The following is a 26,849-nucleotide window of genomic DNA, read 5'->3' on the forward strand; positions in this document are numbered from 1 at the left end:
GCGTTTTGCCGCCGCTGCCGCTTGGGCGATTGAGCTGCAGCGTGCGGCGTGTACGATGCCCCGCGCCTCCTCCGCTACCCTTTTGCTTTGTACGATGATTGCCATGTATACCCTTTTACCCTCTTCCTGGCCTCGAACCGCGCTGTTTAGTGCGGTGGCCCTTGCGGCGCTGCTGGTTACCAGTGGCCTCATAACGGGCTGTGACCAGAGTCCCATGAACGACGATGGCGACAACGTTATCACGGCGAACTCGCAACGTATATCGTTCGAGGTAACGCCTGGCACGCCCGATACCACCCAGCAGCTCACGCTTACGTACACATCGCTGGGCAGCCGTCCGCGTCCCGAAGGCGAGGTGCCCGCGCCGTTCAGCATCTCGGCAGCGGAGGACACCGGTTCCCCTGATAACGGAACCAGCGTGTTCGACGTCACCTTTTCGCCCTCCGACGAGATCACCACCTTCGTTGAGCCCATCCGTTTCAACGCAGACGGACGCACCATTACCGTCCAGCTATTTGGCGATGTGGGCTTCGATGATACCCTCATCACAGACTACCTCGGCGGGGGCGTTGTCGATGCCGAGGTCGGACCGGCCGCCGACCCCCTGCCTCCCATCTTCTTCTTTAATGGCATTGCAGGGGCCAGCATCGTAGACGGCCAGTTGAATGTTGAAGGCGACGAAACCGGCGGCCCTAACGCGTTTCCAGGATTGTCCCACAGCCTGAATGAAGTTGTTGACTTTACCGATACGCAGGTTGTCGTGGCTCGCATGAAGGTCTCCGAAGACAGCCCCGGCCCGGCCTTTGTGCGTCTGGCCTTAAACACCGCCGACGGCCCCGACGCCAACGCCAGCATCGCACCGCTCGTTAAAGAAGTGCCTGCCGACGGCGAGTACCGGGAGTACTACTTTGACTTCCGCGGCAATTTCGCGCAGTTCGATGGGCAGCCTGCCGATCCGAGCATTGTTAGCGAGGCTGTGCTGCTCGTGAACGACGGCGGTTCGCTTGGCTTCCTGGGGCGCTCCGATACCTTCACGGGTACCCTGTCCATTGCTCGCCTGGCGCGCCGTGGCGACATTCCGGGTGAAGACGATGGCGGCAACGGCGGTGGAGACGAAAACACGCCGCCCTCCGTTAGCTTCAGCATCGAACCCAGCGCGCCCCTGGTCGGCGAGTCGGTTACCTTCACCGACAACTCGACCGATGACGGCATGATCGCCTCTCGCGAGTGGGACTTCGGCGACGGCACCACCGCAACCGGTGCCGAGGCGTCGCACACCTACAGCGAAGCAGGCGACTACACCGTTTCGCTTACCGTGACCGATGACGAAGGCGCCTCGTCCGATGCCACCCAGACCGTCACGGTTGCCGCTGATAACGGCAACGGCGGCGGCACCAGCGACTTCCGTGGTGATGACGACGGCGACGGGCAGATTGTGTTCGACGACTTCGAGGATGGCACTGAAGAAGGCGAGTACTTCACCTTTGCAGGCGGCGGGGCCGGAATTGGGCTGGCTGAAACTGAGGATGTGCCCATGGAAAGCAGTGGTACCACTGCGCTCGAAGCTACGATCGAAGGAGGCGAAGGCGGCGGCTTTGCGGGATACGGCAAAGGCACCGGCAGCGATATTGAGGTGCAAGGCCTCGACCTTTCGGACCTCGGCGATGACCCGTACCTCACGATGTACATCCGGTCAAATGCCACCGTGCCGTATACGTTGGAGATCAACCTGCAGGAAGATCAGGACGGCAATGGCACGTTCGACGGCAGCGGGCCCGTAGACGATGAGTTCCAGTACGACTACGCGGTCAGCCCCGACGCCTCGGGCTACACGCGCATCAGCGTTCCGCTTAGCGCCTTCGTCGACGACAATGCGGTAAACAACGGCGGCGACGGCGAACTGTCGTCGCGCATCGCCAACCTCATTTTCGCCATCGCCAATCTGCCCGGCGAGACGTTCACGTTCACCGTGGACGATATCATCTACTCCGACACCGACCTTGGCTCGGACGAAACCGTGCAGAGCGCGTGTGGCGACGACTACGAACTCTTCTTTGAGGACAACTTCAACGAACCCAACGAGGAGTTCTGGGATCGCGGCAATGCCACGTTCAATGGCAACCTCGCCTACTTCCGTCCGGAAAACGTCACGTATGAGGACGGCAAGATGATACTCAACCTGCGGGAAGAGCAGTACCAGGGCCGCCCGTACACCGGGGCCGAACTGCGCACCGACAACCAGGACGGTTTCTACGGCTACGGCTGCTACGAGGTGCGCATGAAGTCCGCCGGACCCAGCGGCACGGTGTCCTCCTTCTTTGGCTACCGGTACAACCCGTGGCAAGAGATCGACATTGAGGTGGTGGGCAAAAACAACAACTCGATGCTCACGAATATCTACTTCAACGAAGGGCCTGAGGGCGAACCGAACAACGACGCCTATCAGGTGCCGCCCTTCCCCGAAGGCGTAGGGCTGAGCTATGATGCCTCCGAAGAGTTCCACAACTACGCCTTCGAATGGCTGCCGGGCGAGATCAAGTGGTACCGCGACGGTCAGCTGGTGAAGCAGGCCACCGTGGAGGGCGCCAGCCCGAACGAGATTCCCGACATTGACATGCAGATCATGATGAATCTGTGGGTGTCGGATTCGCCCAGCTTTGCCGGAGAGATCGACGATAGCAATTTCCCGGTGCGCTCCGAATACGACTGGGTCCGTTTCTATCGTCCGGTCGAATAACCACGTTCGGCAGCGTCATTCGAGGCGCTGACCTGCTTCGTCTCCCGCCGCCCGTTCCACGGCCTGCTATCGTGCGTTGTGCATCGGCACGGTAGCGGGCTGGTGGTGGATATGCCGCCGGCTTGGTGGGGTACGCAAGACATAGGCGGATGCGACGGGTGCGGTGCCAGGATGGTCTGGTGCGCGTCCCTCCACCGCCGTTGTGTTGCACACGATGCTGTTTCGGCCCCCACGCTTGTTTTGATGCTCCCCTTTTGTTCAGTGCGCCGCTCCTGCTATGGCGGTGCTCCATACGCTTCGTTTCCAAGCTGACCCCTGCCCTATGATCGCTTTTTATGGTGCGGCCCCTTGCCTGAGCAAGCCGCTGCATGTTCTTGTCCCTTTGCTTATTGTGCTGACCACACTGGCCGGATGCACGCAAACGAACTCCTCTCGCATGACCGAGGCCGACTCAGACACCACTACAGCCGCGGTGTCTTCGAATGCGTTGAGCCAGACCGGAGCGCGTGCCTCTGAAGAAGGGGTGACGATGCCGCTGGATCGCGACGTGTCGCTTTTGGAGATGAGCACGCCGCCGGTTGGCCTGTCGGCACAGTCGAGCGGGGCGTTCATTCGTGAGGTTGTGGCTGACAGCACCGGATCGAGCGTAGAAAACCTGGATGCGCGCGTCGACTCGCTACTCAGCCGCATGACGCTTGAAGAGAAGGTCGGCCAGATGATGCAGCTGGAACTGGGCATGGCCACCGATGCCGAGCCCTTCCCGCAGCCGATCAATTCCGAGAAGCTGCGTCGCATTGTACAGGATTACCATGTGGGCTCCATCTTGAACGTGGTCAATGCTGCGTTTACGACCGAGCACTGGCACGAGGTACTCACCGCGGTGCAAGACGAAGCGCGCCAAACGCGGCTGGGAATCCCGGTGCTTTACGGCATCGACGCGGTGCATGGGGCGAATTACACGCAAGAGGCGGTGCTCTTTCCACAAAATCAGGGATTGGCCGCCACCTGGAACGTGGCGCTGGCTGAAGAGAGCGGCGTCATCACCGCACGTGATGTGCGGGCCAGTGGCATCCCCTGGAATTTCTCGCCCGTGCTTGACGTAGGCCGCGATCCGCGCTGGCCGCGCCTCTACGAAACGTTTGGCGAAGACGCCCACCTGACCAGTGCTATGGGGCTGGCACTGCAACGCGGCATGCAAGGTACCGACCTGAGCGATCCGGCGCATGTAGCCGCCGCGGCCAAGCACTTTATCGGCTACTCAGGCTCCGAAAGTGGACGCGACCGCACCCCGGCACGCATTTCTAACATCGAGCTGCGCGAGCAGTACCTGCGTCCGTTTCAGGATGCGGTAGACGCCGGTGTGGCTTCCATCATGGTTAACTCGGGGGAAGTCAACGGCGTGCCGGTACACGCCAGCCGCTACCTGCTTACCGAAGTGCTACGCGAGGAGCTTGGCTTCGACGGCGTTGTGGTTACGGACTGGCTCGACATCAAGAAGCTGGTGTCGCTGCACGAGGTGGCGCCCAACGAACGCCAAGCTACGAAGATGGCCATTGAGGCAGGCATTGACATGAGCATGGTGCCCTCGGACGTGTCGTTCTTTGAGCACTTGGTGGCGCTGGTTGAAGATGGAGAGGTCACCGAAGCCCGTATCGACGCCTCCGTGCGGCGCATCTTACGGCTGAAGTTTGCGCTGGGTCTGTTTGAGGACCCGCTGCCCGGCCTCGATTTGGCCGACGAGGTTGGCAACGAGCGCGATCGTCGCGTGGCGCTGCAAGCCGCCCAGGAATCTGTCACGCTGCTGCGCAATACGGATGCTTTGCTCCCGCTCTCCCCCGACCAGAACGTGCTCGTTACCGGGCCCACCGCGCACTCCATGCAGTCGCTCAACAACGGCTGGACGTACACCTGGCAGGGCGGCGGACGCGCGCAGGAGCTCTTCCACGACGGGCGGCCTACGCTCATGGAGGCGATGCGCGAGCATGCCGGTGCCGATCAGGTGCAGTATGTGCCCGGCGCCACGCTGACGGCCCCCGACCAGTTACGCGAAGCCGTTGCTGCGGCTACGGAGTCTGATGTCGCCGTGGTGGCTGTGGGCGAGGGGGCGTACGCCGAAACCGCAGGCAACCTTCCGCACTCGCTCATGCTACCCGTGGCACAGCGCCGACTCATCCGCGAGATTGCCGCCACCGGCACGCCTGTCGTGCTGGTGATGATACAAGGCCGTCCCCGCACGCTTGGTGATGCGCATGAAGAGGCGCAGGCCATGGTAACGGCCTACAATCCGGGTACCGAAGGTGGGCAAGCCCTGGCCGATGTGCTGTACGGCACCGTCAACCCCTCGGGCCACCTGCCCTACACGTACCCGAGCCGTCCCACCGGCTATGCGCTCTACGACCACAAGCCCAGCGAGCGCCTCTCTGCCGACTTCGCTGATAGCGGAGCCGAGCCACTCTTCCCCTTTGGACACGGCGAGTCGTACACTACCTTTGCTTATCGCGACCTCCAGGTCGATACGCCTGAAGCCGCGCTCGACTCGCTCAATGCAGGGCACACGGTGGATGTACGCGTAACGGTGGAGAACACCGGCTCGCGCACAGGCCAAGACGTGGTGCAGCTCTACCTGCGCGACGAGGTGGCCTCGGTGACGCCCGCGGCGCGGAAGCTTAAGCGCTTTACCAAGGTCGAACTGGCCCCTGGTGCATCCGAAACCCTGACCTTTACACTGCGCGCTGAAGACTTCCGCCTCATTGGGCGCTCGGGCACGCCGGTTCTTGAACCGGGTGCATTTCGCCTGCAGGTGGATACGCTCGAAGCGCCGTTCTCGGTAACGGAGCAGGTACCCGTTACGCCCTGATTCTGAGGGATGCGGTACATTCTGAAGCAGAAGGGCCCAGCTCACCCGTTGAGCTGGGCCTTTTCGTGGCACCCCGCGCTTTCTGTGGATGTCCTGTGGCGCTACTACCGCACCACGACCATGCGATGCGATGCGGTGTGTGGGCCTGCCTGGAGGCGCAGAAAGTACGTTCCGCTTGGCAGCGTGTCTGCCTGGAACGGAAGCTCGTGGTATCCATCCGGAAATGCACGATTAGCAACTTCGTCAACAAGGCGCCCGTCCAGCGTCCAAATCGTTAGGGTCACGTCCAGGGTTGTGGGTAAATCGAAGGCAATGGTTGTTTGATCGTCAAAGGGATTCGGGAAGTTGCCCACCAGGTGCGGCCCGTTCTCGTTTTCAGTGAGCGCTGCTCGCCCAACTTTCAGCACGGGTGAAAGCTGGTCGGGCGCGTCAGGTACCACATGGCGGACGCGGTAGAACACCACATCCGCTGGGGGCGATGAATCGACCACGGTGTACTCGTGCCGTCCATCTGCCAGGCGCGTGCCGTCGGTTGCGGTGTCGGTTGCAAATGGGATCCACCGCGTGCGGTCGGTTGAACGCTCGATCACGTAGTGCCCCGCATCGTGCGAGCCTGTCCACATCAAAACGACTTCTGCATTGCGCACCTGCGCCTGCCAATCTGAAACGGGCGTTTGCGGACCAATAGGAAGCGCCACGCGCACGGCAGTGTCAGGCCCTGGCTCTTCGCCTTCAAGAGGAGGCCACGGACCATACGTTTGCGCCGTGGGATGGGGCGTAGCTGTAGTGCGCAACGACTGAAGCCCTTCGTCGTCGAGCGCTTCGGGAAGCATCTGTACCCAGGCAAGCGTGCCATCAAACGGACGCATGGCCGGATCGGCTGAGACCGGGCCGGGCGGACGTCCCCCAAAAGTGAGCGGGGCCCGTCCGGCTCTGCACGCTGGTGTGCGAGCGCGAGCAACCTGCTGCCCATCAACGTAAACTGTGGTTTGCCGCGTGGCGTCCTCGTACACCAGCGCAACGTAATGCCAGCGCCCATCGGCCACGACCGTGCCGCTACGCACCGTATGATGCGCCGTGCCTGTGCCCTGATACACCTGTAGTCGTCCAGTGGGCCCGGTCACGACTTCGAGCGGATACGGCGCGTCGGGATCGCCCGTCCAGGTTGAGGCAACGACCGCGTTGCGCTGCATGGTGCGCATCCAGAACGCCATGGTAAATGTCTGCAGAGTCTGCCCTGTACGTTGTGGGTTTGCATCGGCGTTGGGCTCAGTGCTGTTCGGAAACGGCCACCCCCATGTGCTTCGTCCCGGTAGAGGCGTTTCAATGGTCTTCGCGATGCGCGTGAGCGGGGCCGGTTGCAGGGTGGCGCCGGTAAACGGGATGAGCCGCCACGTGGCCCGCGATGTAGGCGCTCCGGCACGTACGCGCAGCACCGCCTCGAACGGTCCGTGCTGGGGCGTATCAAAGCGGAGCGTCCATGCCGTAGCGCGCTGCTCTGCGCGGAAATCAACCGCATCTGCGCCATAGTGTAACAGATCTACTGCATAAATATCGGCATCGGCAGGCCCCTCAATGACGAGCTGGCGTGTGTCGTCGGGTAGCGTAAGCGTACCGACCACATGCGTGGTGTCATGGGCCCAGCGCGTGTCTTCGTTGGGCGCATGTTGCATGGCCCATGCTGGGGAAGCGCTCCACATGGCCACCAGCATTCCAAGGATCACCAGCAAGAGGTTCGTTACACGCACAGGGCGCCGGGGCTTCAGTTGATGCCCGTTGCGACATGGCCCCAACTTTCTCCTTGGCATAATGCGTGTGAATCCCCCCATATATGAATGGATGCGGTAGCCGCCACTTAACGTAGTATTTACCTGATGCAACCGCAAGCATCGGTGCCCCAGCATCCGCTTTGGTTTCTTGTGTTGAGCCGGCACTGCACAGCGGAACCGGACGGGAAACCCTATGCGTTGTGTATTTCAGCGCATTCGCCTGACTCTTGTGCTACAACATCTTGACACCAATGACAACTGCGTTCTATGCGCCTCCGGAGCAGTTTCGGGGGCGCCGTGTGGTACTGCCTCCCAATGAAACCCGCCATGCAGTACGTGCACTCCGCCACAGCCCCGGTGACGAGGTCGTCGTGGTAGATGGTACGGGCGGATGGCATCGTGTGCGCCTTGAGCATACGGGGCAGAAGCAAGCCCTGGGTACGGTCGTTGCCTCTGCACGCAATGTAGGGGAGCCTAAGGCGCCGTGTGTGCTGGCCGCCGGGGTGCTGCACAAACGAAGTCGCTACGAAACGCTTGTAGAGAAAGCTGTAGAGCTGGGCGTTACCACTATCGTTCCGCTGGCCACCATGCGGGCAGAGCGTACCGACGTTCGATACGATCGCTTGCGTAATCTCATGATTGCTGCTACGAAGCAATGCGGACGCTCGCGCGTGCCCCATCTTACGGCGCCGTGTTCGCTGGCGGATGTCCTGGTGCGCTTTCCACGGCTTACGGCATTCTGCTGCCACGAATCGGGGGCCGGGCGTTCTGCGCTGCCCGCAGCCTTGCAGTTGATACCGTCCTCAACGGGCGTGCTGCTGACCATTGGCCCCGAGGGCGGATTTGCCCCGCATGAAGTTGCCACAGCCCAGCGCGCAGGTGCGCAGCTCGTCCATCTGGGACCGCGCCGCCTGCGCGCCGAAACCGCTGCCCTAACAGCTGCTGGGGCGGTATCCTTACATCGAGCAGCATAGTCGCCCAAGGCGGTTGCTGCTCTGTTGCTTTGCTCCTCCTGATATGCTAACGCCCCTTCATCTTTATGATCGACCTGACGGAAACATCCGTTTCGTCCGAAGAACTTTTCGACGGTGTGCTCTTGCATGCCCATCGCGACACGGTGCGCCTGCCCGATGGGCGCACGGCCTCGCGCGAGTGGCTCGATCATCCGGGGGCGGTCGCGGTAGTGCCCTTGTTCGCGAACGGCGATACCATGCTCATCCGACAATTTCGCTTTCCGCCGCGCCGCACATTCGTAGAGGTGCCTGCTGGGAAGTTTGATCATGACGACGAGCCCTCAGAGGCGGTGGGCCGCCGTGAACTGAAAGAGGAAACCGGCCTCTCGGCAGAGACGCTCACTCCACTGGGTACGTTCTTTCCGTGCATCGGATACAGCAACGAAGTCATTCATGTGTATCTGGCCGAAGACCTTACGCAGGGCGAGCAGGAGCTAACCGACGACGAGTTTGCAGAGCCCATGCGTCTGCCGTTCGAAGAGGCAGTGGCGCAGGCCATGGACGGGTCGCTGGCTGATATGAAGACGATTACCGCACTCACCCGGGCGCATTACGCGATTCAGCAGCGTGGTGCGAAGATTTAAGCGAAAGCGCCAACGTGTTGAACATGCTGTGCCCAGCAGCATACGTATGAGTTGCATGTGCAATATATGCTAACGTGACAGGCGTGCAACATAGCAGCGCCGTATGCTGCCACGCCTTGTATCTGCCACTACCTGCCCACGAATAACATCTGCTGTAATGTCGTTTCCGTTTATCATTACGCTTGGCGTCATCACCCTGATTGCGCTCCTGATGATCATAGTCATCCTCCTTCAGAGCGGTCAGGGGGGCGGACTCGCAGGTATTGCGTCCAGTGGGGCGACCCGGCAGGTGCTGGGCACCCGGCAAGCGCCCGACCTGCTTGAGAAGATTACCTGGGTGTTGGGCACAGCGTTTATCGTCCTGTGCATCCTGATCAACTTCATGATTCAGAACGAGGGACCTGAGGAGAGCATCATCCAACAGCAGGCCCCACAGCAGCAACAGCAGCAGATGCCAGCCGCCCCAGGGGGCGGAACGGATGGCACCCCACTTCCAGGCGACGGCGGGTCGCAGCAGCCGTCTCAAGACCAAGAGTAGTTTCGAGGTCGCACAACGCGTTTCCCCAAATTGTGCTTGAACTACAAAGCGGCAGCCTCCTTATGCAGGGGGCTGCCGCTTTGCGTTGGCCCGGTGTGTAGCAGCAGTGCGTGTTTTCTGTAACAGCGTGCACGTGCAGGACACGAGCTCCTCAAAAAGTCGCGGCCACGTGCGCATCGATAAGCCGAATTCTGTCCGTGAAGAGCAAGGGGCCGCGGGGCCTCGGTCTCTTCAGGAGCACCATCTATCTGGACGCCCCGTTGCCGGAGCGCTCAAGCGGCCTACCCGCGTCGCGGTTTCGCGGGCCGCGATATCTGCCCTCGAAGGGGCAGTGCGACGCTGCTTAGCCTTGCACCCCATGGGGTTTGCCTGGCCGCCCGTGTCGCCACGCGCGCCGAGGAGCTCTTACCTCCCCTTTTCACCCCTTACCTGTGCCCAACCGGGGTCGGGTCCATCGGCGGGTTAGCTTTCTGTTGCACATGCCGTCGCCCATCGGCCAAGGCCGCCTGGGCGCCTTCCGGTTAGGAAGCACGGTGCCCTCTGGTGTTCGGACTTTCCTCACCGCCACCCGCTTGGGGCAACGGAGCGATGCTCTAAAGCGCACGCAAAGTGCGGTTGCTGATGTTGAAACGGGATGTCTTTATTGATTCAGCGCTTCGAAGAGGCTACTACAGCCCTGTGTCCAGATTAAGCTCCTCGTTGGTTTCTTCTGCAGTTTCTTCGTAGAGCTCTTTGTCCACAATAATGCGCCCGGTGTGCTCGCATGCAATGACACGTTTGCGCTTGCGAATTTCCACCTGGCGCTGGGGCGGCACGGCAAATCCAGCAGCGGCACCGCGTCGCAGGGGCACCACCGCCCGGCCGTCGCGCACCCGCTCACGCAGCTTGGAGTAGGAACGCAGGTAGCGGTCGTCCACCTGCTCCTTGGCCTCGTCGCGCACGGCTTGCAGGGCACTCTCTTCGGCCTTGGTATCGGCGACCACCTCGTCGAGCTTCTCTTTCTTTTCGTCGAGAACCGCATTGAGCTCGTCGAGCTGCTCTTGCGTATCCTCAAGGGCCGATTCGTTCGCGGCAACGGTCTTTTCGGCACGCTCGATGGTTTCGCGTGCTTCCGAAATACGCTCTTTTTGCGTTTCAATTTCGGAGGTGAGCGCGTCGTACTCGCGGTTGTTGCGCACCTGAAGCTGCTGCTCCTCGTACTTTTCGATGAGCCCTTCCGCCTCTTTGATGTCGACGTCAGCCTGGCGCTTATCGACCTTGGCCTGTTTCAACTCCTCTTCGTAGTTGTCGAGCCGCGTTTGCAAGCCGGCCTGCTCATCCTCTAAATCCTGAATCTCCTCAGGGAGGTCGCCGCGCAGCTTCTGAATCCGGTCGATGCGGTTGTCGATGTGCTGCAGCCGCACCAGCGCGCGCAGCTGCTCTTCGATCGTTTTCTTCTGTTCTGCAGTGGCCATAATAGGCAGGGGTCGAGGTAGGTCAGTATACGCGTTGTGGGCAAACTATGGACTGTAGCCAACAACTTACAACCTACAGGGCGCCCACAAGATTCGACATCGCATCTGCCACTGCATCAGTTTTGCCCAAATCCCATGCGCCTGCAGGGGAGCGCCGGGGCCGATAGCCAAAATTGAGGCATGCAACGTACTCACCAATCTGCTCATTCAACGCGCCTAAGCAGGGTGCAGCAGTCTACACAGCCTGTTTCGGGTGCCCCCACGTTTCAGTTCGCACAGAAAAGCGCATACGTTCCATTGTTTAACAAAAGACAACGCAGCGCGGTCATCTTTTCCGGGGTATACTCTGTACCACTACATCCAACCTAATGCATACGCCCGCCGTTGGCATGGGGGCGCGGTGCGATCTGAGGCACGGCTTACGCTCCTGCACCCTTTTCGTTTTCTGTACATTCCCTTACTGATTCTATGGCTTTTACGGACCATTCCGATCCCCATCCGTCGTCGCGCCCTGCTTCGCCCGACAGCACGTCTGGCGAAAGCGAGGCGTCGCGTGGCGTAGACCGCCGGGCATTCCTTAAGCGGACCGCGCTCTCCTCTGCGGCACTCAGCATGGGCCTGTGGGGCGGCGACGGGGCAACGGCAGCAGCTTCTGTCCGTCCCCGAGCCGACGTGCAGGGGGAGGCCCGCAACATCATTTTCCTGGTGGTCGACGGCATGAGCCAGGGCACGCTCACCATGACCGACCAGCTGCTGCAGCGCCACCACGACCGCACCTCGCACTGGGTTGATCTCTATCGCGAGCAAGCCTACGACGCAAAAGCGTTCATGGACATGACGCCGCTCAACTCGCTCGTGACGGGGTCTGCCGCCGCGGCTTCGTCGTGGGGATGCGGCCATCGCATCAACAATACGATGCTGAACATGGACCCCGACGAGAATCCCTATCGCACCATCTGCCAGATTGTTCGGGATGCCGGGAAGGCCACGGGCCTGGTGAGCACCGCGCGCATCACCCATGCTACGCCTGCCGGATTTGGCATCAACATGCCGCAGCGGTGGATGGAAGACGACATTGCAGCGCAGTACCTGGAGCGCGAGTATGACCTGCTCATGGGCGGCGGTGCGCGTCACTTTACCGCTGAGGGGCGCGACGACAATCAGGATCTTACCACCGCCTTTGCCGACGCGGGCTACCGCGTGCTGCGCAGCCGAAGCGACCTGGGCGAGGTGGCCAGCGCTGAAAAAGCACTGGGCCTGTTCTTCGACAGCCACCTGCCCTACGAAATCGACCGCCGTCGCATCGACCGGCTCCAGCGCACGGTGCCGTCGCTTGCCGAGATGACCGAGGCGGCGCTGGGTCGACTGAACCAGCACGAAGAGGGCTTTCTGTTGCATGTGGAGGGCGGACGCGTGGACCACGGCGCGCATTCGAACGACACCGCGGGCTTGCTCTACGACCAGGTGGCATTCGACGAGACCATTGCCACTGTGCTCAACTTTGTGGCCGACCGCGATGATACGCTGCTCGTGGTTACCACCGACCACGGCAACGCCAACCCCGGCCTCAATGCCATCGGCGATCGCTATGAAGACTCGCCTGCTATGTTTGATCGCATTGCTGACTTCCGTCGCTCGAACGAGTGGATCTTTCGCGAGCTTGACGAAGACAGCGCGGTCGATGAAATCCAGGAGCGCGTGGCGTTTGCTTGCAACCTCGACATCAGCACGGGGCAGGCCTCGACCCTGAAGCAAGCGATGCAGGGCGACTTCGAGGCGGTCTACCAGCCGCGCAGCAGTCCCTCGGCGGTTCTTTCGGCCATCCAGGCGAATTACACCGCCGTGAACTGGACGGGCAGCATGCACACGTCCGACTATGTGCCGCTCGTTGCCATGGGCCCCGGCAGCGACACCATTGGCAGCTTTGTGCGCAACACCGAGCTGTTCGATCTGATGGTGGACACTGCGGGCGTGCGTGCCCACGCCGAAGGATAGAACCCGATAACGATCGCTAACAAAGACTACCTACCCAACAAAAAAAGCGCGCAGCCCTCTCCGTCCCCCGTGAGAGGCGCTGCGCGCGTTGCGTATGGCCGCTACCAAAGGCAACTGCCAGACGCAAGGTGGTGGGTTAAACCAGTCGTTTTCGGTGGATACAGGGACGACGGCGTCCCCGCCTCCATTACCCCAAGCGCAATGCGTCTCGAAGACCGGACACGCCCCCGCGATATTTTTTTGGAGGGCAATTCTGGGGGGATGCGAAGGCCGTACTCAGTCGGTTATGCCGCTTCAGATTCTGCCGTCACATCATCGCCCCGCAGTGTGGCCCACGCGCGGCGGGTAGCCGCCTGGAATGTAGACAGGTCGCCACGCCACGGCACCACGCAGATGTCGTTGCGATGCCGGTACAGCCAGTGCATCCCCAGCCGAATTTCGTTGATAGCACGCTTGGTGACATCCATTTCCTCCTCGCCCACTAACCAGGTGTCGATGTGCGCTTGGGCCTCGGTGCAGGCCGCATCGGCGCGCGTGTCGGCGTCGTACACCGTGGTGCCGCAAAGGCGTCCATGGCGGATCCACAGCCCGTGCATCGTCCCGTCGATGTCGTCGTGATACCACACCACGCCCTGCCGCCTGCGCACGGGTGCTTGCCACAGCTGCTGCCGACGCACGAAACGCTCGACAGCCTCGTGGCCGTCGCGAAACTGGGCGGCGCGCTCAAAGTCGAGCTTTTGGGAGGCATCATGCATCCGGTCGTGCAGGTAGTCGAGCAGATCGCTGGAGCGCCCTTCCAGAAAGGATTCGACCTGATCGACTGCTGTGTCGTAGTCGGCATCAACGTCATCTTCGCAGGGCGCCAGACAGCGGTCCATATCGGCATAGAGGCAGCGCTGCCCCAGGCGCAGCGTGTCGTCGTCGCACTCGCGCAGCGGGTAGCGCCGCGCCGCCATGTCGATGATAAGTTCGGCCTGGTCGGCGTTGCGCACCGGACCGTAATAGGCGGCGGTGTCGTTTTCAAGGCGGTACGACCAGCCCAGCCTGGGGTAGGACTCGGTGCGGTCGAGCATCAAGAAGGGCCGCCGCCGGTAGCGGCGCTGCGCGCGGTTGTAGCTGGGCTTCTTCTCTTTGATGAGCCGCGCCTCCAGCAAAAGCGCCTCCAGCTCCGTATCTGTCGTCCGCCAGGTGATGCGGCGCAGCTTCTTGAGCAGCTTGCGTGTGCGCGCCGGCTTCGACTCGATGCCGCTGAAGTAGCTGCGCACCCGGTTCGAGAGCCGCTTGGCTTTGCCGATGTAGAGCGTGGTGCCGGTGCTTGCCTTAAAGAAGTAGACGCCCGGCGCATCGGGCAGAGCGGGCAGCGTCTCGTTGCGCAGCCGGTCGATGTGGGGCGGCGCGCTTCGCACGTTGCGATACGAGCGGTTCTGAAAGCGCATCAGCTCGTCGAGGGTGTCGATCTGGTGCTCGAAGGCGCACTGGTTCAGAAACCGCATGAGAATGCGTCCGGTCGCCTCGGCATCCCCCAGGGCCCGGTGGCGCCCGTTTACGCGCACGTCGTAGAACGTAGAAAGCGCCGACAGCCCACGCGACTTGAGTCCGGGCAAAAGGCGGCGCGCCAGACGGAGTGAGCACAGCGTGTCGTTGCTGAGCGGCTCGTGGCCCAGTCGGGTGAGGGCTGCGTTCAGGAATTTCTCATCGAACGACAGGTTGTGCGCGACCAGCACATCATCGCCCAGAAAGTCGAGGTAGTCCGGCAGCACATCGGTCATGTGCGGCTGATCGACGACCATGGCGGTGTTGATGCCCGTAAGCCGCTGGATGTTCTTTGGCACCGTGCGCTCCGGGTTGATGAGCGACTGGAAGCGGTCGATGACTTCGCCGTGCTGCACCTTCACTGCGCCCAGTTCGATGATGCGATCCTGGCCCGCCTTGGGGCCGGTGGTTTCGGTGTCGGTAACAACAAAGCAGGTTTGGTCGAGCGAGGGCATGCCGGTACCAGTACGAGCAAACAACACGAGCAGGGGGCGGCAGCGCTACTCTTCGGAGCGCGCAGGCACAAGCTGATCGCGCTTGCGCTGAAGCTGCTCTTCGGGCGAGAGGCTGTAGTCATAGTCGAAGAGCGCGCCCTCCCATGAGCCGTACTGCGGATTCGGAAGCATGAACCAGCGCGTCCCCCAGAATCCGCGGTGGGTTGCGCTCATGCGTTCGCGCTCGTTGAGGGTGGTTTCGACCTCAGAGAGGAAGTCGCCCAGGTTGTCGCCAATCTGCATCACGATGCGGTGCGACTGCATGATGTGCTCGCGGCGCGGGGCTTTGTCGGAGGCGCTCCAGTCCTCGCGCTGCCCGCGCATAATGAGGCGCTCCTCCGAAACCGGAAAGCCGAGCGCTTCCAGGTTGTCGCGTGTGGCTTTACGGACGACGTTGCGGCGGTTGGTGAGGTAGAACACGGCGACGCCAGCGTTAGCGGCCTCCTCGACAAAGCGTAGCGCGCCCGGCACGGCCGTGGCTGTGCGCTCGCGGCACCATGCGTTCCACGATTCGGTGTCGTACGTCTCGTCATCCAAGATGAGGCGCGCCTGGTAGGCCGAGTTGTCGAGCACCGTTTCGTCGACGTCGAGAATGACGGCGGGCGGAAGATCAGCATAGGCCCCGACGCGCATCTGCTCGTTCTGCTCCACGGCAGCGGTGAGGGTGGAGTCCTGCAGCAGTGCCGGAAGCTGCTGGGCGGCCTGGGCGTAGGTCTGACGCACCAGCGCGCCGTACTCGGCGCTTCGCTGCACCCAGAGCGTGGCGTTCAGGCTCTGATGCTGCAGCTCCGCCTGGGCGGTTGCTGGCGCGGTCTGCTCAGACGATTCGGTAGTGGATGCGGTACTCGCGCATCCGCCTACCCCAATCATAAGAAAAAGAAGTAGCGCGGTGCGGGTCGTCCAACGGTGAAACATATCAGTCACAGCATCAACAAAAGGCAAGGAGTGGAATCATGGCAGTTCGATGCACAAGCATCGGACCATCTAATCTAATTACCACATGCGGCCACCTGCAACTTTCCCCATGCTAAGGCTGCGCATCCGTCACGGTAGCGCTTTGTTTTTGCGAAATATTGGCTACCATCGAAGCACGCCCACAAGTATGTTTAGCCGTGTGCATCCCCTTTCTTCTCAAGACTCCCAAATGTTATGAAGGTCACAGTTATCGGCGCAGGCAACGTAGGCGCCACCGTTGCTGAATGCGTTGCGCGCAAAGACATGGTGCAGGACGTCGTGATGGTCGATATCAAGGATGGCGTGCCGCAGGGCAAAGCCCTCGACATGGTCGAGTCCTCGCCCATCCACGGCTTCGACACCTACCTTACCGGCACGACCGACTACGCCGACACGGCGGATTCGGAGGTCTGCATTATTACGGCGGGCCTGCCGCGCAAGCCCGGCATGAGCCGCGACGACCTGCTGGCGAAGAACGCAAACATCGTCAAGAGCGTCACCCAGCAGTTTGTGGAGCACAGTCCCGAGGCCACGATCATCGTGGTGTCGAACCCGCTCGACGTGATGACCTACGTGGCGTACGAAGCCAGCGGCTACCCGCCCGAGCGCGTCATGGGCATGGCCGGTGTGCTCGACACCGCCCGCTACCGCGCGTTCATTGCTGAAGAACTCGGCGTGTCGGTGCGCGACATTCAGGCGCTGCTCATGGGCGGCCACGGCGACACCATGGTGCCGCTGCCCCGCTACACCACCATTGGCGGCATTCCGCTGCCGCAGTGGCTCGACGACGACACCATCCACGACATTGTGAAGCGCACCAAGGGCGGCGGCGGCGAAATCGTCGACCTGATGGGCACCTCGGCCTGGTATGCGCCCGGTGCGGCGGCGGCAGAAATGACCGAGGCCATCATCAAAGACAACGGACGCGTGCTGCCTGCGGCGGCCTACGTGGATGGCGAGTACGACCTGGAGGGCTTCTTCATCGGCGTGCCGATTGTGCTGGGGGCCGACGGCGTCGAAGAGATTATCGAAGTGGAGCTCGACGACCACGAGCGCGCCCTGCTTGATACCAGCGCCGAGCATGTGCAGGACAATCTCGACAACCTGCAGCGCCTCATTGACGAGGGCGAAGTGAAGTAGTCTGCTGCTTCTTGCTGGAGCGTAACGAAGCCTCCGTATCTGCCTGTAGTTTTAGGGGGATGCGGAGGCTTTTCTATGTAGCGCCATCCCTGCCGCGCTCCGGAGGACCTACGCATCCACCCGAAGCACGATCTTACCCGCGTTGGCATTGGCTTCCATCCGGCGGTGGGCCTCAGCTACGCGGGTCCAGTCCACCACCGAGTCGATGACCGGGGCAATGCGCCCCGCAGCCCAGTGCGAGGAAAGCACGGCCCGCGCCGCACGCACGAGCTGCGTTTTGTACGCATCAGAGCGGCTGCGCAGCGTCGAGGCGTACACGTGGATGCGCTTGGCCATGAGCGCGCGCAGCGACACCTCCTGGACCGTGCTGCCGCCCATGGTAGCAAGCTGCACGAGGCGGCCATCTGTGGCCATCACCTCAATGTTGCGATTGAAGTACGACGCGCCCACAAAGTCGATCACCACATCTGCGCCGTGCTCGGTGAGGGCCGGCACGCGCTCGGCAAAGTCTTCGCTTTCGTAGTCAATAACGTGCTGCGCACCGGCCTCGCGGCAGATGTCATGCTTGGGGGCCGAAGCAGTGGCAAGTACCGTGGCATCCTGCAGTCGCGCCAGTTGCGTTGCCGCGGTGCCCACCCCGCTGGCTCCGGCGTGGATGAGCACCGTTTCGCCGTCCTGCAGATCAGCCAGCCACTGCAGCGCCTGGTAGGCCGTGAGAAATACCTCTGGAAACGCCGCCGCCTGCACCCAATCAATATCTTTGGGGACCGGAAAGACATGACCGGCATGGACCACCGCATGCTCGGCATATCCGCCGCCCGGAAGCAGCGCACACACGCGGTCGCCAGGCGCCCAGTCAGTTACGTCTGCGCCCACGGCATCGATGATGCCTGCAGCTTCCAGTCCCAGCGTGTCGGGGGCGCCGTCGGGCGGAGGGTAGTGCCCGCGCCGCTGATACGTGTCGGCCCGGTTCAGGGCGGTGGCCTGCACGCGGATGCGCACCTCATGCGGCTTCGGCTCGGGCCGCTCAATATCGCGAATGGTAAGCTGATCGGGATCGCCCGGCGTATCTACAACAACAGCGCGCATGGTAGGCATAAGCTTTTGGAGAGTAGAGTAAAGGCGTGTAGAGTAAAGGCTGTGCTGGGCCAGAGACGGGCCCCCTAACACTTGTCAAGCGAACGGGCTCGGGCTACTGTTTCCGAGGGGACACTGAAACGTGCTGCGCGGCGGGGCGTGATTTCGGCATGACGACAATCCTTTGCGCTGGGCCGGTCCCCTGCCGTGCTACTCGCGGGGCGTATCCGGCGTATCGTCTGCTGACGTGTCCATCCGCCGCGCCCGAAACGCCTCAATGCGCTCCGACGGCGTAGACGGCCCCTCGGACGGCGCATCGTCGGGCCGGTCGACCGGACCCAGTCGCTCAAGCAGGCCGTGCCACGTCCAGTTGTAGCGCTGCCCCATGAGCACCGCAAACACCAGCGCCACCGCCCCCCATGTAAAGAGCGTGCCCGGCGTGGGCGCCATCGACTCCAGCCGGATCAGCGCCGGTGTGGTGAGCACCGACTCCGGAAACGTGACGACCACCGTTCCAAACAGATTGTTGCCAATGTGGATGCCCATCGCCAGCTCCAGGCGATCATCGGCCAGCGCCACCAGCGCCATGAAGGCGCCAAAGCCCATATAATACGCCATCATAAGGCCCGCGCCAAAGCTGGCAACCTCCGGATTCGCCCAGTGCAGCATCCCGAACAGAGCCGATGACACCAATACCGCCGCCCATCCCGAGCCCAGCGCACGCGCCGCGCCCTGCATCAGATAGCCGCGCATCACCAGCTCCTCCACGCTGGCCTGAATAGGGATGAGCGTGCCCGCCAGCAGAAGCAGATACAGAAACGGCTTCCACTCAAACGTAATCGCCAGCTCCTCCGTCGTCACCAGCGCCTCAATGCCCAGCGTGGCCACCATCAGCCCCATCCACGCCGCCGTGCCCACACCCAGCCGCTTCCAGTCGATCTGTTCGGTGGGCGTAATGATGGAGCGCAAGGGGCGCCGATGAAACACGGGCAGGCACACCGCCAGCACCCCCAGCAGAATGACAAACGGCAGCATATTCACCCCAAAGAACTGCAGATCCGTCAGCCCAAACGCCTCCGGCGTGGCCGCCCCCGGCTCCACCGGAAGGCTTCCCGACAGCAGCCACACCAGCGCCACCACGCCGATACTGCCCACGACAAACGCGCCCACAATGAGCGAGAGCAGCGTCATAAGATATGGCGACCAGCCCGAGCGGCCCATCCAGGCCTGTTGCAGAAAGCGAGACATCGAAGCGATCCAGAAATACCAGGGAAGGAGCACGAATACATTGCATCTCCCATACGACATGCAGAAGCGCAAGATGCATGCAGCCTCCCCGCCCCATCGCGCAGCAGCAGAACCGTTCAGAGTTAGATGGAACCCAGAAGTCAGCGCCCCGAGCGTACAGATCAATCCGTGCCCCAACACCTCGATGCGCACAGAAAGCCGCACAGCCCGCGCGGACAATCCAGGCTCGCCCCAAACCACCCAGCACGCGGGGAAAACACGCCGCCCACCCAGACGCCACGTGGGAGGTTTGCACCCGGCTCATCGCTTCGCTATACTTTGATAGCACACCGCACATGCCCCCCGCATCGCATAACGTGCTATGCCACGTGTGTTGACATAGCACCGGGTCCGCTACACCCATCGCATTGACTTACCAGTGTGTTACGCGGATTTATGGATGCGTGCTATGTCAAGTGTGTTGATATAAGTATAGGTTATAGAACTCTAACTACAGAACTTTAAAATGAAGAAGGGATTAGCCTTAATTATTGGAAACTCAGAGTACCAGTCATCTGGTAATCGATTGGATAACCCAGAAAATGATGCGAATGATTTTGCTAAAGTTTTAATACGACTTGGATATAAAGTAAACGTTCAAACAAACTTAGACTTAAAAACTTTAGATTTCCATATATCCTCATTCCAAAAAGAGCTTGATAATTATGATATCGGGATTTTCTATTTTGCTGGTCATGGAATGCAAATAGAGGGTGAAAATTTTATAACAGCAGTTGATACTAACTTTGACTCAGAAGTTGATGCAAAATATAGCTCGTTTACTCTTAATAAAGTTCTAGACTATATGGAACGAGCTAAAAATGATAGTAATATTATCATCTTAGATGCATGTCGGGATAATCCATTCGAAAAAAGTTGGAGTAGGAGTGTAACCCAGCAAGGGCTAGCACCAATGTATGCTCCTAAAGGGACTTTAATTGCTTATGCAACTTCTCCTGGTGAAAAAGCAGCAGATGGGAATAGTCGTAATGGGTTATATACTAAAGCTCTATTAGAACATATCGAAGAGGAAAATATATCAATAGAAGAATTTTTTAAACGGGTTAGGAATTCTGTTTATGCTTTTTCAAATGGTAAACAAACATCATGGGAACACACTTCATTAACTGGTTCATTTAAATTTAACACGGGGCAATTAATTCATGCAATAGGAACTCCTTATTCAACAGAAGCTATATTGGATAAGGATTTTAACATACATGAAGATGATAGTATTACGAAGATCATCAAGGATTTAAAATCTCATAACTGGAATATTCAGAATCCAGCAATTCATCGAATCAGTAGTATTAATCCTAGTAAAGTTAATGACGATAAGTTATTTGTATTAGGTAGGAATATTCTTCAAGCTGCTGAGGGTAATGCTTTTGTAGCTGTTGAATTTATGAACAATCTCGAGCAAAATATTAGTCGATTTAATGAGAACAAAGAAAACCATGTTCTCAATGGAATATTGTTTGAAGTATATTTTAACTCTGAAGGTGATTTTAGAAAAAGTAATATAAAAAACGGTTTTCTTAACAAGATCTACACACTTTCACAAATAGATGACTATCAAAAATCTTTTGAATTCATCCAAGATCATCTTAAACCTTTTGAACAAGAACTATTTTTTATTCCGGGTGAGAAGCAATCGATAAATCTAAATGTAGTACTTAAAGAAAATAAAACCACTGATGTAGACGATAAATATGATGTCAGTGATATAAAATACGAAGGTAATAGTGTATTACGCTATAATCACGATAGTCCATTTTTTACTTCCAATGATGATATTTACTTTGAATCACTTCTTTTTTCAAGATTAAAATCAAGAATTGCCTATTTAACATCAGCTCCCCTCGATTTATTAAAAATAACTACTAATTACGACCTTGAAGAAAACTCCAAAATAGGCTTTCCATTTGATGCTTCAATAACTAGAAATTAAAAGAGTTCTATAACCCGCGCATTAACGCGGACGCACCTCGCCAATTCTCTGCCGGCCTTGGTTTTAAAGCTCTTCTTTCGTTAGTTGCTAATTCAACATCAATCCGTGCGCAGGTTATGCGCAAGGTCGTTATACATCACTCAGCCATGTTTCCAAAGTACAGTGAGATTCAGATTCCTTTACTCAGGGAGTTGTCTAAAAGAGGCGGTCGCAGCAAGCCCTCTGAGCGAGGGCCTCATGGCAGAACTGTTTATGAGGCCTTGGCAGATTACTTTGATCTCTCTGAGGAAGCTCGAAACACTGAAATTCCTGCATCAGGGCGGTCAAAGTGGAAAAACATGGTTAGGTGGGCTAGAAATGATCTCAAAAAGAAGGGACATTTAAACTCTCCGCGTCACGGAGTATGGGAAATCTCTGAACGTGGTTGGCAAGTTCTAGAAAACGCCAAGAGTGAAGCAACCGCTCGCGGTGACTTTGACGAAGACGAGGAAATCGATCCGGAAACATTTAAGAAGAGCCAAGAAATCGCGGAGGAGATCGGTGAGGCTGGAGAAGAGTATGTTCTATCCTACGAAATTCAGGAGCTCAAGTCGAACGGACTGGCAGAGCTTGCAGACCGAGTCCACCGGGTATCTTTGGAAAATGTAGCCGCCGGTTTTGACATCCTTTCCTACTACAGTAACGGCGATGAGAAATATATCGAAGTGAAGTCAAGTAAATCCCACTACACTGATTTTGAGATTACGATCAATGAGCTTCGGACGGCAAAACAACACGGGGATGATTACTGGATATACCGTGTCAAGGGGGTGGGAACTGAAAGCGTGGACGTGACCAAGTTGCGAAATCCAGTCAAGTTGATCGAGGAAGAAGATTTGCTGCTCCAACCCACAAAATTCAGAGTTTCACTCGGGGAGGAGATCGAGGAGTGATGCATAACACATCATTTCAGCCGACGACGGGTGGTTGCCGTTTTCGAAAGTTGGCGTTTCCTGCGCTCCATTGGTACGTTTTGAAGCCCGTCGCGGCTGAATTTTTACGTTATGCCTACCACTCACAGAAATGGACGAGAAACGAAGTCGACGGCATTTCGAGGCGGGCGAAGACGAGATCTCAGAAGTGTGGCCGGTTCTCCAGTCGGTGATTCAGGTGCCCGCTTTGGAGAAGCGCCACGACTACAGCGCTTGGCCGCGATTCCCCGCCCCGATCTTCCAGGCGTCGTGTGACCTCGCCTTGCTGGGCGAAGATCTGTTTCTCTCTGAATCCCAGTTCAGCACCTTTAAGGAGTTTCTGCTTGAAGCAGGCGAAGATGAATTCATGCTGTTGCTTCCGCTCGATTCGAGCGAAGAGAAACCCTACGAGCTGTTCCGCTATCCCGCCGACCTCCCCTGGCCGACGCTGAACGACCCCCATGAAGACGTGCCTAACGAAGCCGTACCAGGTGTTGCACTCTCCGTGTTGGACCACGGCTTGGTTGGCCCGAGCGGCCGCTGGGGCATGTGGTGGGTAGAACCCTGGAGGGTGTACGTGGTCGGCTACACCGACGAGAAGGTGCTTCGGGCGCTACAGCGCACATACGACTTCGAGGGGCGCGGCGCGGAGGTCGTCGATTCGCTCCCAAAGAGATGGGAGGCGAAGCGCCTCCACGAGATTGCCGACGAGATCCGCGCGCAGGAAGGCGGAGCCCACCCGAGTTGAGGCACAAACTCTCGTGCACGAATCGGCTTTGAATCAAGCGTCAGGTAGGCATAACACCACGCTGCAGGCGACGAGCCTGCCACCGGCTTTGCCCTTGCCAACAGGTAGCGTCTCCTGCGCTTCGTTCGTAAGTTGTGCGGGCTCGCGCCTGAGCTAGTCCGTTATACGTAGGGAACATCGATTTCATATGCTATCAGGTTTTGCATTCGGTACTTCACTGCTCAGCTTGCTTCTATCTGCGTGGGTGGCTTACACAGCGCATTTGGGAAGTGCGCAGCCCAGCCTGTCACTGGGAAGGAAATTGTTCTTCTACCCACTCCCTCGTTTCACATCGAATGACATTGTCTGGGGCGGTGTCGGATTCTACATCCCGATTACGTTTTTCAATCGAGGCCCGAAAGGGTGTTCAATTATTGAAGTAAGAATGGTTATCGAGTCGAAATCTGATCCTACTCGATGCTTTGATCTCTCCTGGAGTGAGTTCGCTGGCATATCGACGGATGACGAAACGCTACTTCGGTCTTGGCAGACAAATAGGATTGCGCAACCAATATCACTGGAAGGACACTCCTCAGTCAGTAAGACTGTGCAGTTTGCGTGGGACCCGCGAACAAATGAGAGCCTGGACTTGTCACGCGGCCGATATGAGCTTCGGATACTGGCATGGACAAACGACTCTGCAGAAGCTGACATCAAGGTTGAGTTACCGTTTCAAATCACTAAATCACAGGAGAATGAGTTCAAAAAGAACCAATCAGAACAACACCCGCTGACGGTTGAAGTACCTCTTGGAGAGAGCAAGCGGGACAACAATGTAGTGACGCGCGACGAAGTGCGAAGACTATATGGATAGGACGTACGTATAACCCATCGTTGCACCTGACGGTGGGCATGGCAACTTTCTTTGCCACGGTGCACTTGTTCGAACGTATTGCTGCATTTCTGAAGTGGTGCCGATGAAGCCCACCGCAGGTGAACTCGACCGTTATGTGCCTTAACAGATTGAAGCCATCATGCTGAAACCACTCGAAGAGTTCTACTGCGATACGTGCGATCAACTCATCAACTCGCCAAGCGAGGGCATGGTGGAGTGGATAGAAGCAACAGGTGAGCCCGCACACTCCTTCAACATCGTTCACCACGTGCCGCATTCGCCGCGGGTAGATCCCAACGTGCCTCGCTCTGTAGAACCACGGCCGCAGGGATGCTATCAACACCATGACAAATCACACAGAAGTGATGTCGGTCTATCCAATTTCACAGGAGAAAAAGGTCTCGTGATGCTCTTGCACTTCATAGACATTGGGCCGTACCACGCCCCTAATTATGACGGTGTTAGCTTTGAGAACGGACGTGAGTTCACTGAGCTCTTTCGACGAGTACAGCTTCCATATTATGAGGAAGCCCGGAGGCACTGGGATAAGGCAAAAAGAGATGGTTTTTTCGATGGCTCGAATGAAATGTGGATATACCAACCCGATGTCCTGAAAGATGTGGTCAAGCGGTATACCTGACGGGGCACATAACACCGCGCTGCACCGGACGGTGTCCGTGTGCGCCTTGGAATTGTCGCCGTGTCTCCGTTGCTCACCGCGAGGCTCGGTGTACCACCGCCGGTGAGCTCGACCCGTTATACGGACACGATTTGACAAGATTTGAGGAAAGGGCCGGGTATCGAGCTAGATACGTTTTGCTTGACCTCATTGGCTTAGGTATTTGTATCGCAGGGGTTATTGAGATCTACCAAGGTACTAAACTGATTCCGCATCTTGGTACGCCAATATGCCCGGGATATTGCTTACTAATCTTTGGGCTGCTATTCACTATTCCCGGCGTCTTTTTTAGCTTAAGACGAAGGAATGGCTAGGTGGGTTTGCGATCTTTCAGAACAGTTCCGAGAAATCTGACCAAATCGGGCGTTTGCAGTTGCGCATATGTTGCCGTATAACAAGCCGCTCAAGTACGTTCCGGCCCTTCGGGCCTCCACCGGACGCGGCTAAAGCCGCGCCGCTTAGCTCAGACGCTATGCCTCGTTGAGCGATTCTTATGAGCAATCAGTCGTCTATCCCAGTTTACGCGATCATCCGTCTCGAGTCGCGACTGGGTGATCTTCAGTATTTCGCAGGAAACAGCAACGCTCCAGAAGCGAGCACGACGGTCATAATCAAAAAGATTGTAGCTTCCATCGAGGCTGCGAGGGAAGAGGTCGAGCGTCTCAACGAGTTGAACGGAAACAAAGGCTGCCGCTACTACTGGCAACACACACGCCTGTATCCTGATGACTTGGAGCTGATTCTCGCACAAGCCAACCGAGACGAGGCATAACCCAACACTGCTGCCGACGAAGGGCTGTGGCCAGATTCTAGCGATAGCGCTTCGGCTGCTCGATTCGTAACTTTTCGTCGCCTTTCGCGGCAGAGTTTCATCGTTATGTGCATAGAGAGGAATATCAGAAACCATGGCTGAGCAATACGGAAGGTTGAGAATCGAAGCTCGAAGAGGAGCTAAAGTCAAAGAAATTGCAGAGTTTCTGACAGCCCTAGAGGAAGCTTACAACAATCTTTATGTCATTGAATTCTATATTTCAAACCGGGAGGATTTATTTCGGAAGCGTCCATATTACCCGCCGCCATTCGAATATCCTGTACCGTTTGAGCGAATCAGAGGTCTGATTCTACCTGAGGATGAGTTGCGTCTTGACTCCGTAGTCATCGAATCTCCCGGATGGTGGGAGTTTCTCGGTGTGCTTAACCCGATTGAGTCGTTACGCAAGTATTTGAATGACCGTCACGAGAGGAATAAGGACATCGATTTTCGAAGTGAGCAAGAAAAGGAAAAGGGAGAACTTGAAATTGAGAGACTGAAGACCCAAGTCTTGAAGGAAGCGGGGTTTAGTGAGGAAGATATCAGGAGAATGATAGTCGAACATGGTGCAAATCCACTCCAGTCGCTAGACAAGTTCCAAGACTCTAAGCTTATTGGCGGAGCCTCGTCGGAGCAATCACAAGATGAGTAATGGTGCGCCTGAATGCTATGCACATAACACCACACTGCTGCCGACGAAGGGCTCTAGCGAAATTCAGGCGATAGCACCTCCACTGCTCGATTCATAGCTTTGCGTTGCCCTTCGCGGCAGAGTTCCCCCGTTATGCTTCACGAATATGCAGGACAGGAATCATATGAAGTTGGAGACTTTCGATGACGTCCGTAAATCAATAGACAAAAACTCTGATCGCGAATTCCAGCTGCTCCTGGGAAACGGGTTTAGCATGGCGTACGATTCCGATATTTTCTCTTACAACGCCTTGCACGACTTCGTAACTGCGTTGGACGATGAGGACTTGACGACAATATTTTCTGTCGTAAAGACGAGGAACTTCGAAGTGATAATGAGCCAGCTTGATAATTTCTTGGCGATCTTAGATGCCCTCGGTGGTGATGAGATGCTTAAGAAAAGATTGGCGAATGCGAGCAAGAAGCTCAAGCATAGCTTGCTTGAGGCGGTTAAAGAACTCCACCCTGAGCACGTCTTCAAAATTCCAGAGGATCAGAGTAAGTCATGCTCGCAGTTCATAAGGTTATTTCTGGATACAGGAGGGTCGGTGTACTCGACCAACTATGATTTACTCCTCTACTGGGTTTTAAGTAGAGCAGCGAAAGAACATTACGGGTTGCCGGCGATGGAAAGTTTTGCGTCGCTACCGATGAATGGAGCCACAGTCTCATGTCTCACCGAACGATACGTCAACCGTCGGACGAAGAGCGGTC

Annotated in this window: 19 protein-coding genes and 1 other RNA gene; 13 read left to right on the top strand and 7 right to left on the bottom strand. The window is 57.9% G+C overall.

The window, feature by feature from the left end:
* Positions 1–103: 103 nt before the first annotated feature.
* On the top strand, positions 104–2,737 hold the full coding sequence (locus CRI93_RS14020; protein WP_217992554.1) for a family 16 glycosylhydrolase: 2,634 nt from the start codon (positions 104–106) through the stop codon (positions 2,735–2,737).
* A gap of 322 nt (positions 2,738–3,059) precedes the next feature.
* Positions 3,060–5,594 (top strand): glycoside hydrolase family 3 N-terminal domain-containing protein, encoded by a 2,535-nt coding sequence (locus CRI93_RS14025; RefSeq protein ID WP_098063274.1) that lies wholly within the window; start codon positions 3,060–3,062, stop codon positions 5,592–5,594.
* 104 nt (positions 5,595–5,698) lie between these two features.
* Here CRI93_RS14025 and CRI93_RS14030 read toward each other — a convergent pair whose 3' ends face one another.
* Positions 5,699–7,342, bottom strand: a complete 1,644-nt coding sequence (locus tag CRI93_RS14030; protein WP_176521887.1) for a LamG-like jellyroll fold domain-containing protein — start codon at positions 7,340–7,342, stop codon at positions 5,699–5,701.
* 272 nt (positions 7,343–7,614) lie between these two features.
* Between CRI93_RS14030 and CRI93_RS14035 the strand changes: the two genes are divergently transcribed.
* From CRI93_RS14035 to secG, 3 genes are all read left to right on the top strand, one after another.
* Positions 7,615–8,337, top strand: a complete 723-nt coding sequence (locus CRI93_RS14035; RefSeq protein WP_098063276.1) for an RsmE family RNA methyltransferase — start codon at positions 7,615–7,617, stop codon at positions 8,335–8,337.
* 65 nt (positions 8,338–8,402) lie between these two features.
* Entirely contained in the window at positions 8,403–8,960 is a 558-nt protein-coding gene (locus tag CRI93_RS14040) for an NUDIX domain-containing protein (RefSeq protein WP_098063277.1), read from the top strand.
* A gap of 157 nt (positions 8,961–9,117) precedes the next feature.
* Positions 9,118–9,498 carry a preprotein translocase subunit SecG gene (gene secG / locus CRI93_RS14045; RefSeq protein ID WP_098063278.1) on the top strand — a complete coding sequence of 127 codons (381 nt, stop codon included), beginning with the start codon at positions 9,118–9,120 and terminating at the stop codon, positions 9,496–9,498.
* 164 nt (positions 9,499–9,662) lie between these two features.
* Here secG and rnpB read toward each other — a convergent pair.
* Both rnpB and CRI93_RS14055 read right to left on the bottom strand, forming a co-directional pair.
* An RNA gene (gene rnpB, locus CRI93_RS14050) (RNase P RNA component class A) lies at positions 9,663–10,103 on the bottom strand.
* Between the two features lie 63 nt (positions 10,104–10,166).
* Positions 10,167–10,952: a zinc ribbon domain-containing protein gene (locus CRI93_RS14055; RefSeq protein WP_098063279.1), complete on the bottom strand. Its 786-nt coding sequence runs from the start codon at positions 10,950–10,952 to the stop codon at positions 10,167–10,169.
* Between the two features lie 468 nt (positions 10,953–11,420).
* Between CRI93_RS14055 and CRI93_RS14060 the strand changes: the two genes are divergently transcribed.
* A complete protein-coding gene (locus CRI93_RS14060) occupies positions 11,421–12,947 on the top strand; it encodes an alkaline phosphatase (protein ID WP_098063280.1) in 1,527 nt (508 codons plus the stop codon).
* Between the two features lie 284 nt (positions 12,948–13,231).
* On the opposite strand, the gene CRI93_RS14065 is transcribed toward CRI93_RS14060, so the two are convergent.
* Together CRI93_RS14065 and CRI93_RS14070 are read right to left on the bottom strand one after the other, a co-directional pair.
* On the bottom strand, positions 13,232–14,962 hold the full coding sequence (locus CRI93_RS14065; protein WP_141491730.1) for a DEDD exonuclease domain-containing protein: 1,731 nt from the start codon (positions 14,960–14,962) through the stop codon (positions 13,232–13,234).
* A gap of 18 nt (positions 14,963–14,980) precedes the next feature.
* On the bottom strand, positions 14,981–15,889 hold the full coding sequence (locus CRI93_RS14070) for a 5'-nucleotidase, lipoprotein e(P4) family (RefSeq protein WP_098063282.1): 909 nt from the start codon (positions 15,887–15,889) through the stop codon (positions 14,981–14,983).
* A 234-nt stretch (positions 15,890–16,123) separates the two neighbouring features.
* On the opposite strand from CRI93_RS14070, the gene mdh reads away from it, so the two are divergent.
* A complete protein-coding gene (gene mdh, locus CRI93_RS14075; protein ID WP_098063283.1) occupies positions 16,124–17,068 on the top strand; it encodes a malate dehydrogenase in 945 nt (314 codons plus the stop codon).
* Between the two features lie 108 nt (positions 17,069–17,176).
* Here mdh and CRI93_RS14080 read toward each other — a convergent pair whose 3' ends face one another.
* Together CRI93_RS14080 and CRI93_RS14085 are read right to left on the bottom strand one after the other, a co-directional pair.
* Complete coding sequence (locus CRI93_RS14080) at positions 17,177–18,166, bottom strand: NAD(P)H-quinone oxidoreductase (RefSeq protein ID WP_245850554.1); 990 nt, start codon at positions 18,164–18,166, stop codon at positions 17,177–17,179.
* 189 nt (positions 18,167–18,355) lie between these two features.
* Positions 18,356–19,393 (bottom strand): CPBP family intramembrane glutamic endopeptidase, encoded by a 1,038-nt coding sequence (locus CRI93_RS14085; RefSeq protein WP_141491731.1) that lies wholly within the window; start codon positions 19,391–19,393, stop codon positions 18,356–18,358.
* Positions 19,394–19,898: 505 nt separating this feature from the next.
* Between CRI93_RS14085 and CRI93_RS14090 the strand changes: the two genes are divergently transcribed.
* The 6 genes from CRI93_RS14090 to CRI93_RS14120 form a co-directional block, all read left to right on the top strand.
* Positions 19,899–21,383, top strand: coding sequence for a caspase family protein (locus tag CRI93_RS14090; protein ID WP_098063285.1), 1,485 nt, complete (start codon positions 19,899–19,901; stop codon positions 21,381–21,383).
* A 116-nt stretch (positions 21,384–21,499) separates the two neighbouring features.
* Positions 21,500–22,315, top strand: coding sequence for a protein NO VEIN domain-containing protein (locus CRI93_RS14095; protein ID WP_098063286.1), 816 nt, complete (start codon positions 21,500–21,502; stop codon positions 22,313–22,315).
* A 130-nt stretch (positions 22,316–22,445) separates the two neighbouring features.
* A complete protein-coding gene (locus CRI93_RS14100) occupies positions 22,446–23,081 on the top strand; it encodes a hypothetical protein (protein ID WP_098063287.1) in 636 nt (211 codons plus the stop codon).
* Between the two features lie 2,046 nt (positions 23,082–25,127).
* The gene (locus tag CRI93_RS14110; RefSeq protein WP_098063289.1) at positions 25,128–25,406 is read left to right on the top strand and encodes a hypothetical protein; all 279 of its coding nucleotides are present in this window, start codon (positions 25,128–25,130) and stop codon (positions 25,404–25,406) included.
* Positions 25,407–25,539: 133 nt separating this feature from the next.
* Positions 25,540–26,097, top strand: a complete 558-nt coding sequence (locus tag CRI93_RS14115) for a hypothetical protein (protein ID WP_098063290.1) — start codon at positions 25,540–25,542, stop codon at positions 26,095–26,097.
* A gap of 163 nt (positions 26,098–26,260) precedes the next feature.
* Positions 26,261–26,849: DUF4917 family protein (locus CRI93_RS14120; protein ID WP_176521888.1), on the top strand; the 589-nt coding region annotated here is incomplete at its 3' end.

It is taken from the genome of Longimonas halophila (assembly GCF_002554705.1).
Lineage (GTDB): Bacteria > Bacteroidota > Rhodothermia > Rhodothermales > Salinibacteraceae > Longimonas > Longimonas halophila.

Excerpts from the sequence above, each read along its gene's own strand:
- CRI93_RS14020 (WP_217992554.1), top strand. The coding sequence starts at position 104 with ATGTATACCCTTTTACCCTCTTCCTGGCCTCGAACCGCGCTGTTTAGT.
- CRI93_RS14025 (WP_098063274.1), top strand. The coding sequence starts at position 3,060 with ATGATCGCTTTTTATGGTGCGGCCCCTTGCCTGAGCAAGCCGCTGCAT.
- CRI93_RS14035 (WP_098063276.1), top strand. The coding sequence starts at position 7,615 with ATGACAACTGCGTTCTATGCGCCTCCGGAGCAGTTTCGGGGGCGCCGT.
- CRI93_RS14040 (WP_098063277.1), top strand. The coding sequence starts at position 8,403 with ATGATCGACCTGACGGAAACATCCGTTTCGTCCGAAGAACTTTTCGAC.
- secG (WP_098063278.1), top strand. The coding sequence starts at position 9,118 with ATGTCGTTTCCGTTTATCATTACGCTTGGCGTCATCACCCTGATTGCG.
- CRI93_RS14055 (WP_098063279.1), bottom strand. The coding sequence starts at position 10,952 with ATGGCCACTGCAGAACAGAAGAAAACGATCGAAGAGCAGCTGCGCGCG.
- CRI93_RS14060 (WP_098063280.1), top strand. The coding sequence starts at position 11,421 with ATGGCTTTTACGGACCATTCCGATCCCCATCCGTCGTCGCGCCCTGCT.
- CRI93_RS14070 (WP_098063282.1), bottom strand. The coding sequence starts at position 15,889 with ATGTTTCACCGTTGGACGACCCGCACCGCGCTACTTCTTTTTCTTATG.
- mdh (WP_098063283.1), top strand. The coding sequence starts at position 16,124 with ATGAAGGTCACAGTTATCGGCGCAGGCAACGTAGGCGCCACCGTTGCT.
- CRI93_RS14080 (WP_245850554.1), bottom strand. The coding sequence starts at position 18,166 with ATGCCTACCATGCGCGCTGTTGTTGTAGATACGCCGGGCGATCCCGAT.
- CRI93_RS14085 (WP_141491731.1), bottom strand. The coding sequence starts at position 19,393 with ATGTCTCGCTTTCTGCAACAGGCCTGGATGGGCCGCTCGGGCTGGTCG.
- CRI93_RS14090 (WP_098063285.1), top strand. The coding sequence starts at position 19,899 with ATGAAGAAGGGATTAGCCTTAATTATTGGAAACTCAGAGTACCAGTCA.
- CRI93_RS14095 (WP_098063286.1), top strand. The coding sequence starts at position 21,500 with ATGCGCAAGGTCGTTATACATCACTCAGCCATGTTTCCAAAGTACAGT.
- CRI93_RS14100 (WP_098063287.1), top strand. The coding sequence starts at position 22,446 with ATGGACGAGAAACGAAGTCGACGGCATTTCGAGGCGGGCGAAGACGAG.
- CRI93_RS14110 (WP_098063289.1), top strand. The coding sequence starts at position 25,128 with ATGAGCAATCAGTCGTCTATCCCAGTTTACGCGATCATCCGTCTCGAG.
- CRI93_RS14115 (WP_098063290.1), top strand. The coding sequence starts at position 25,540 with ATGGCTGAGCAATACGGAAGGTTGAGAATCGAAGCTCGAAGAGGAGCT.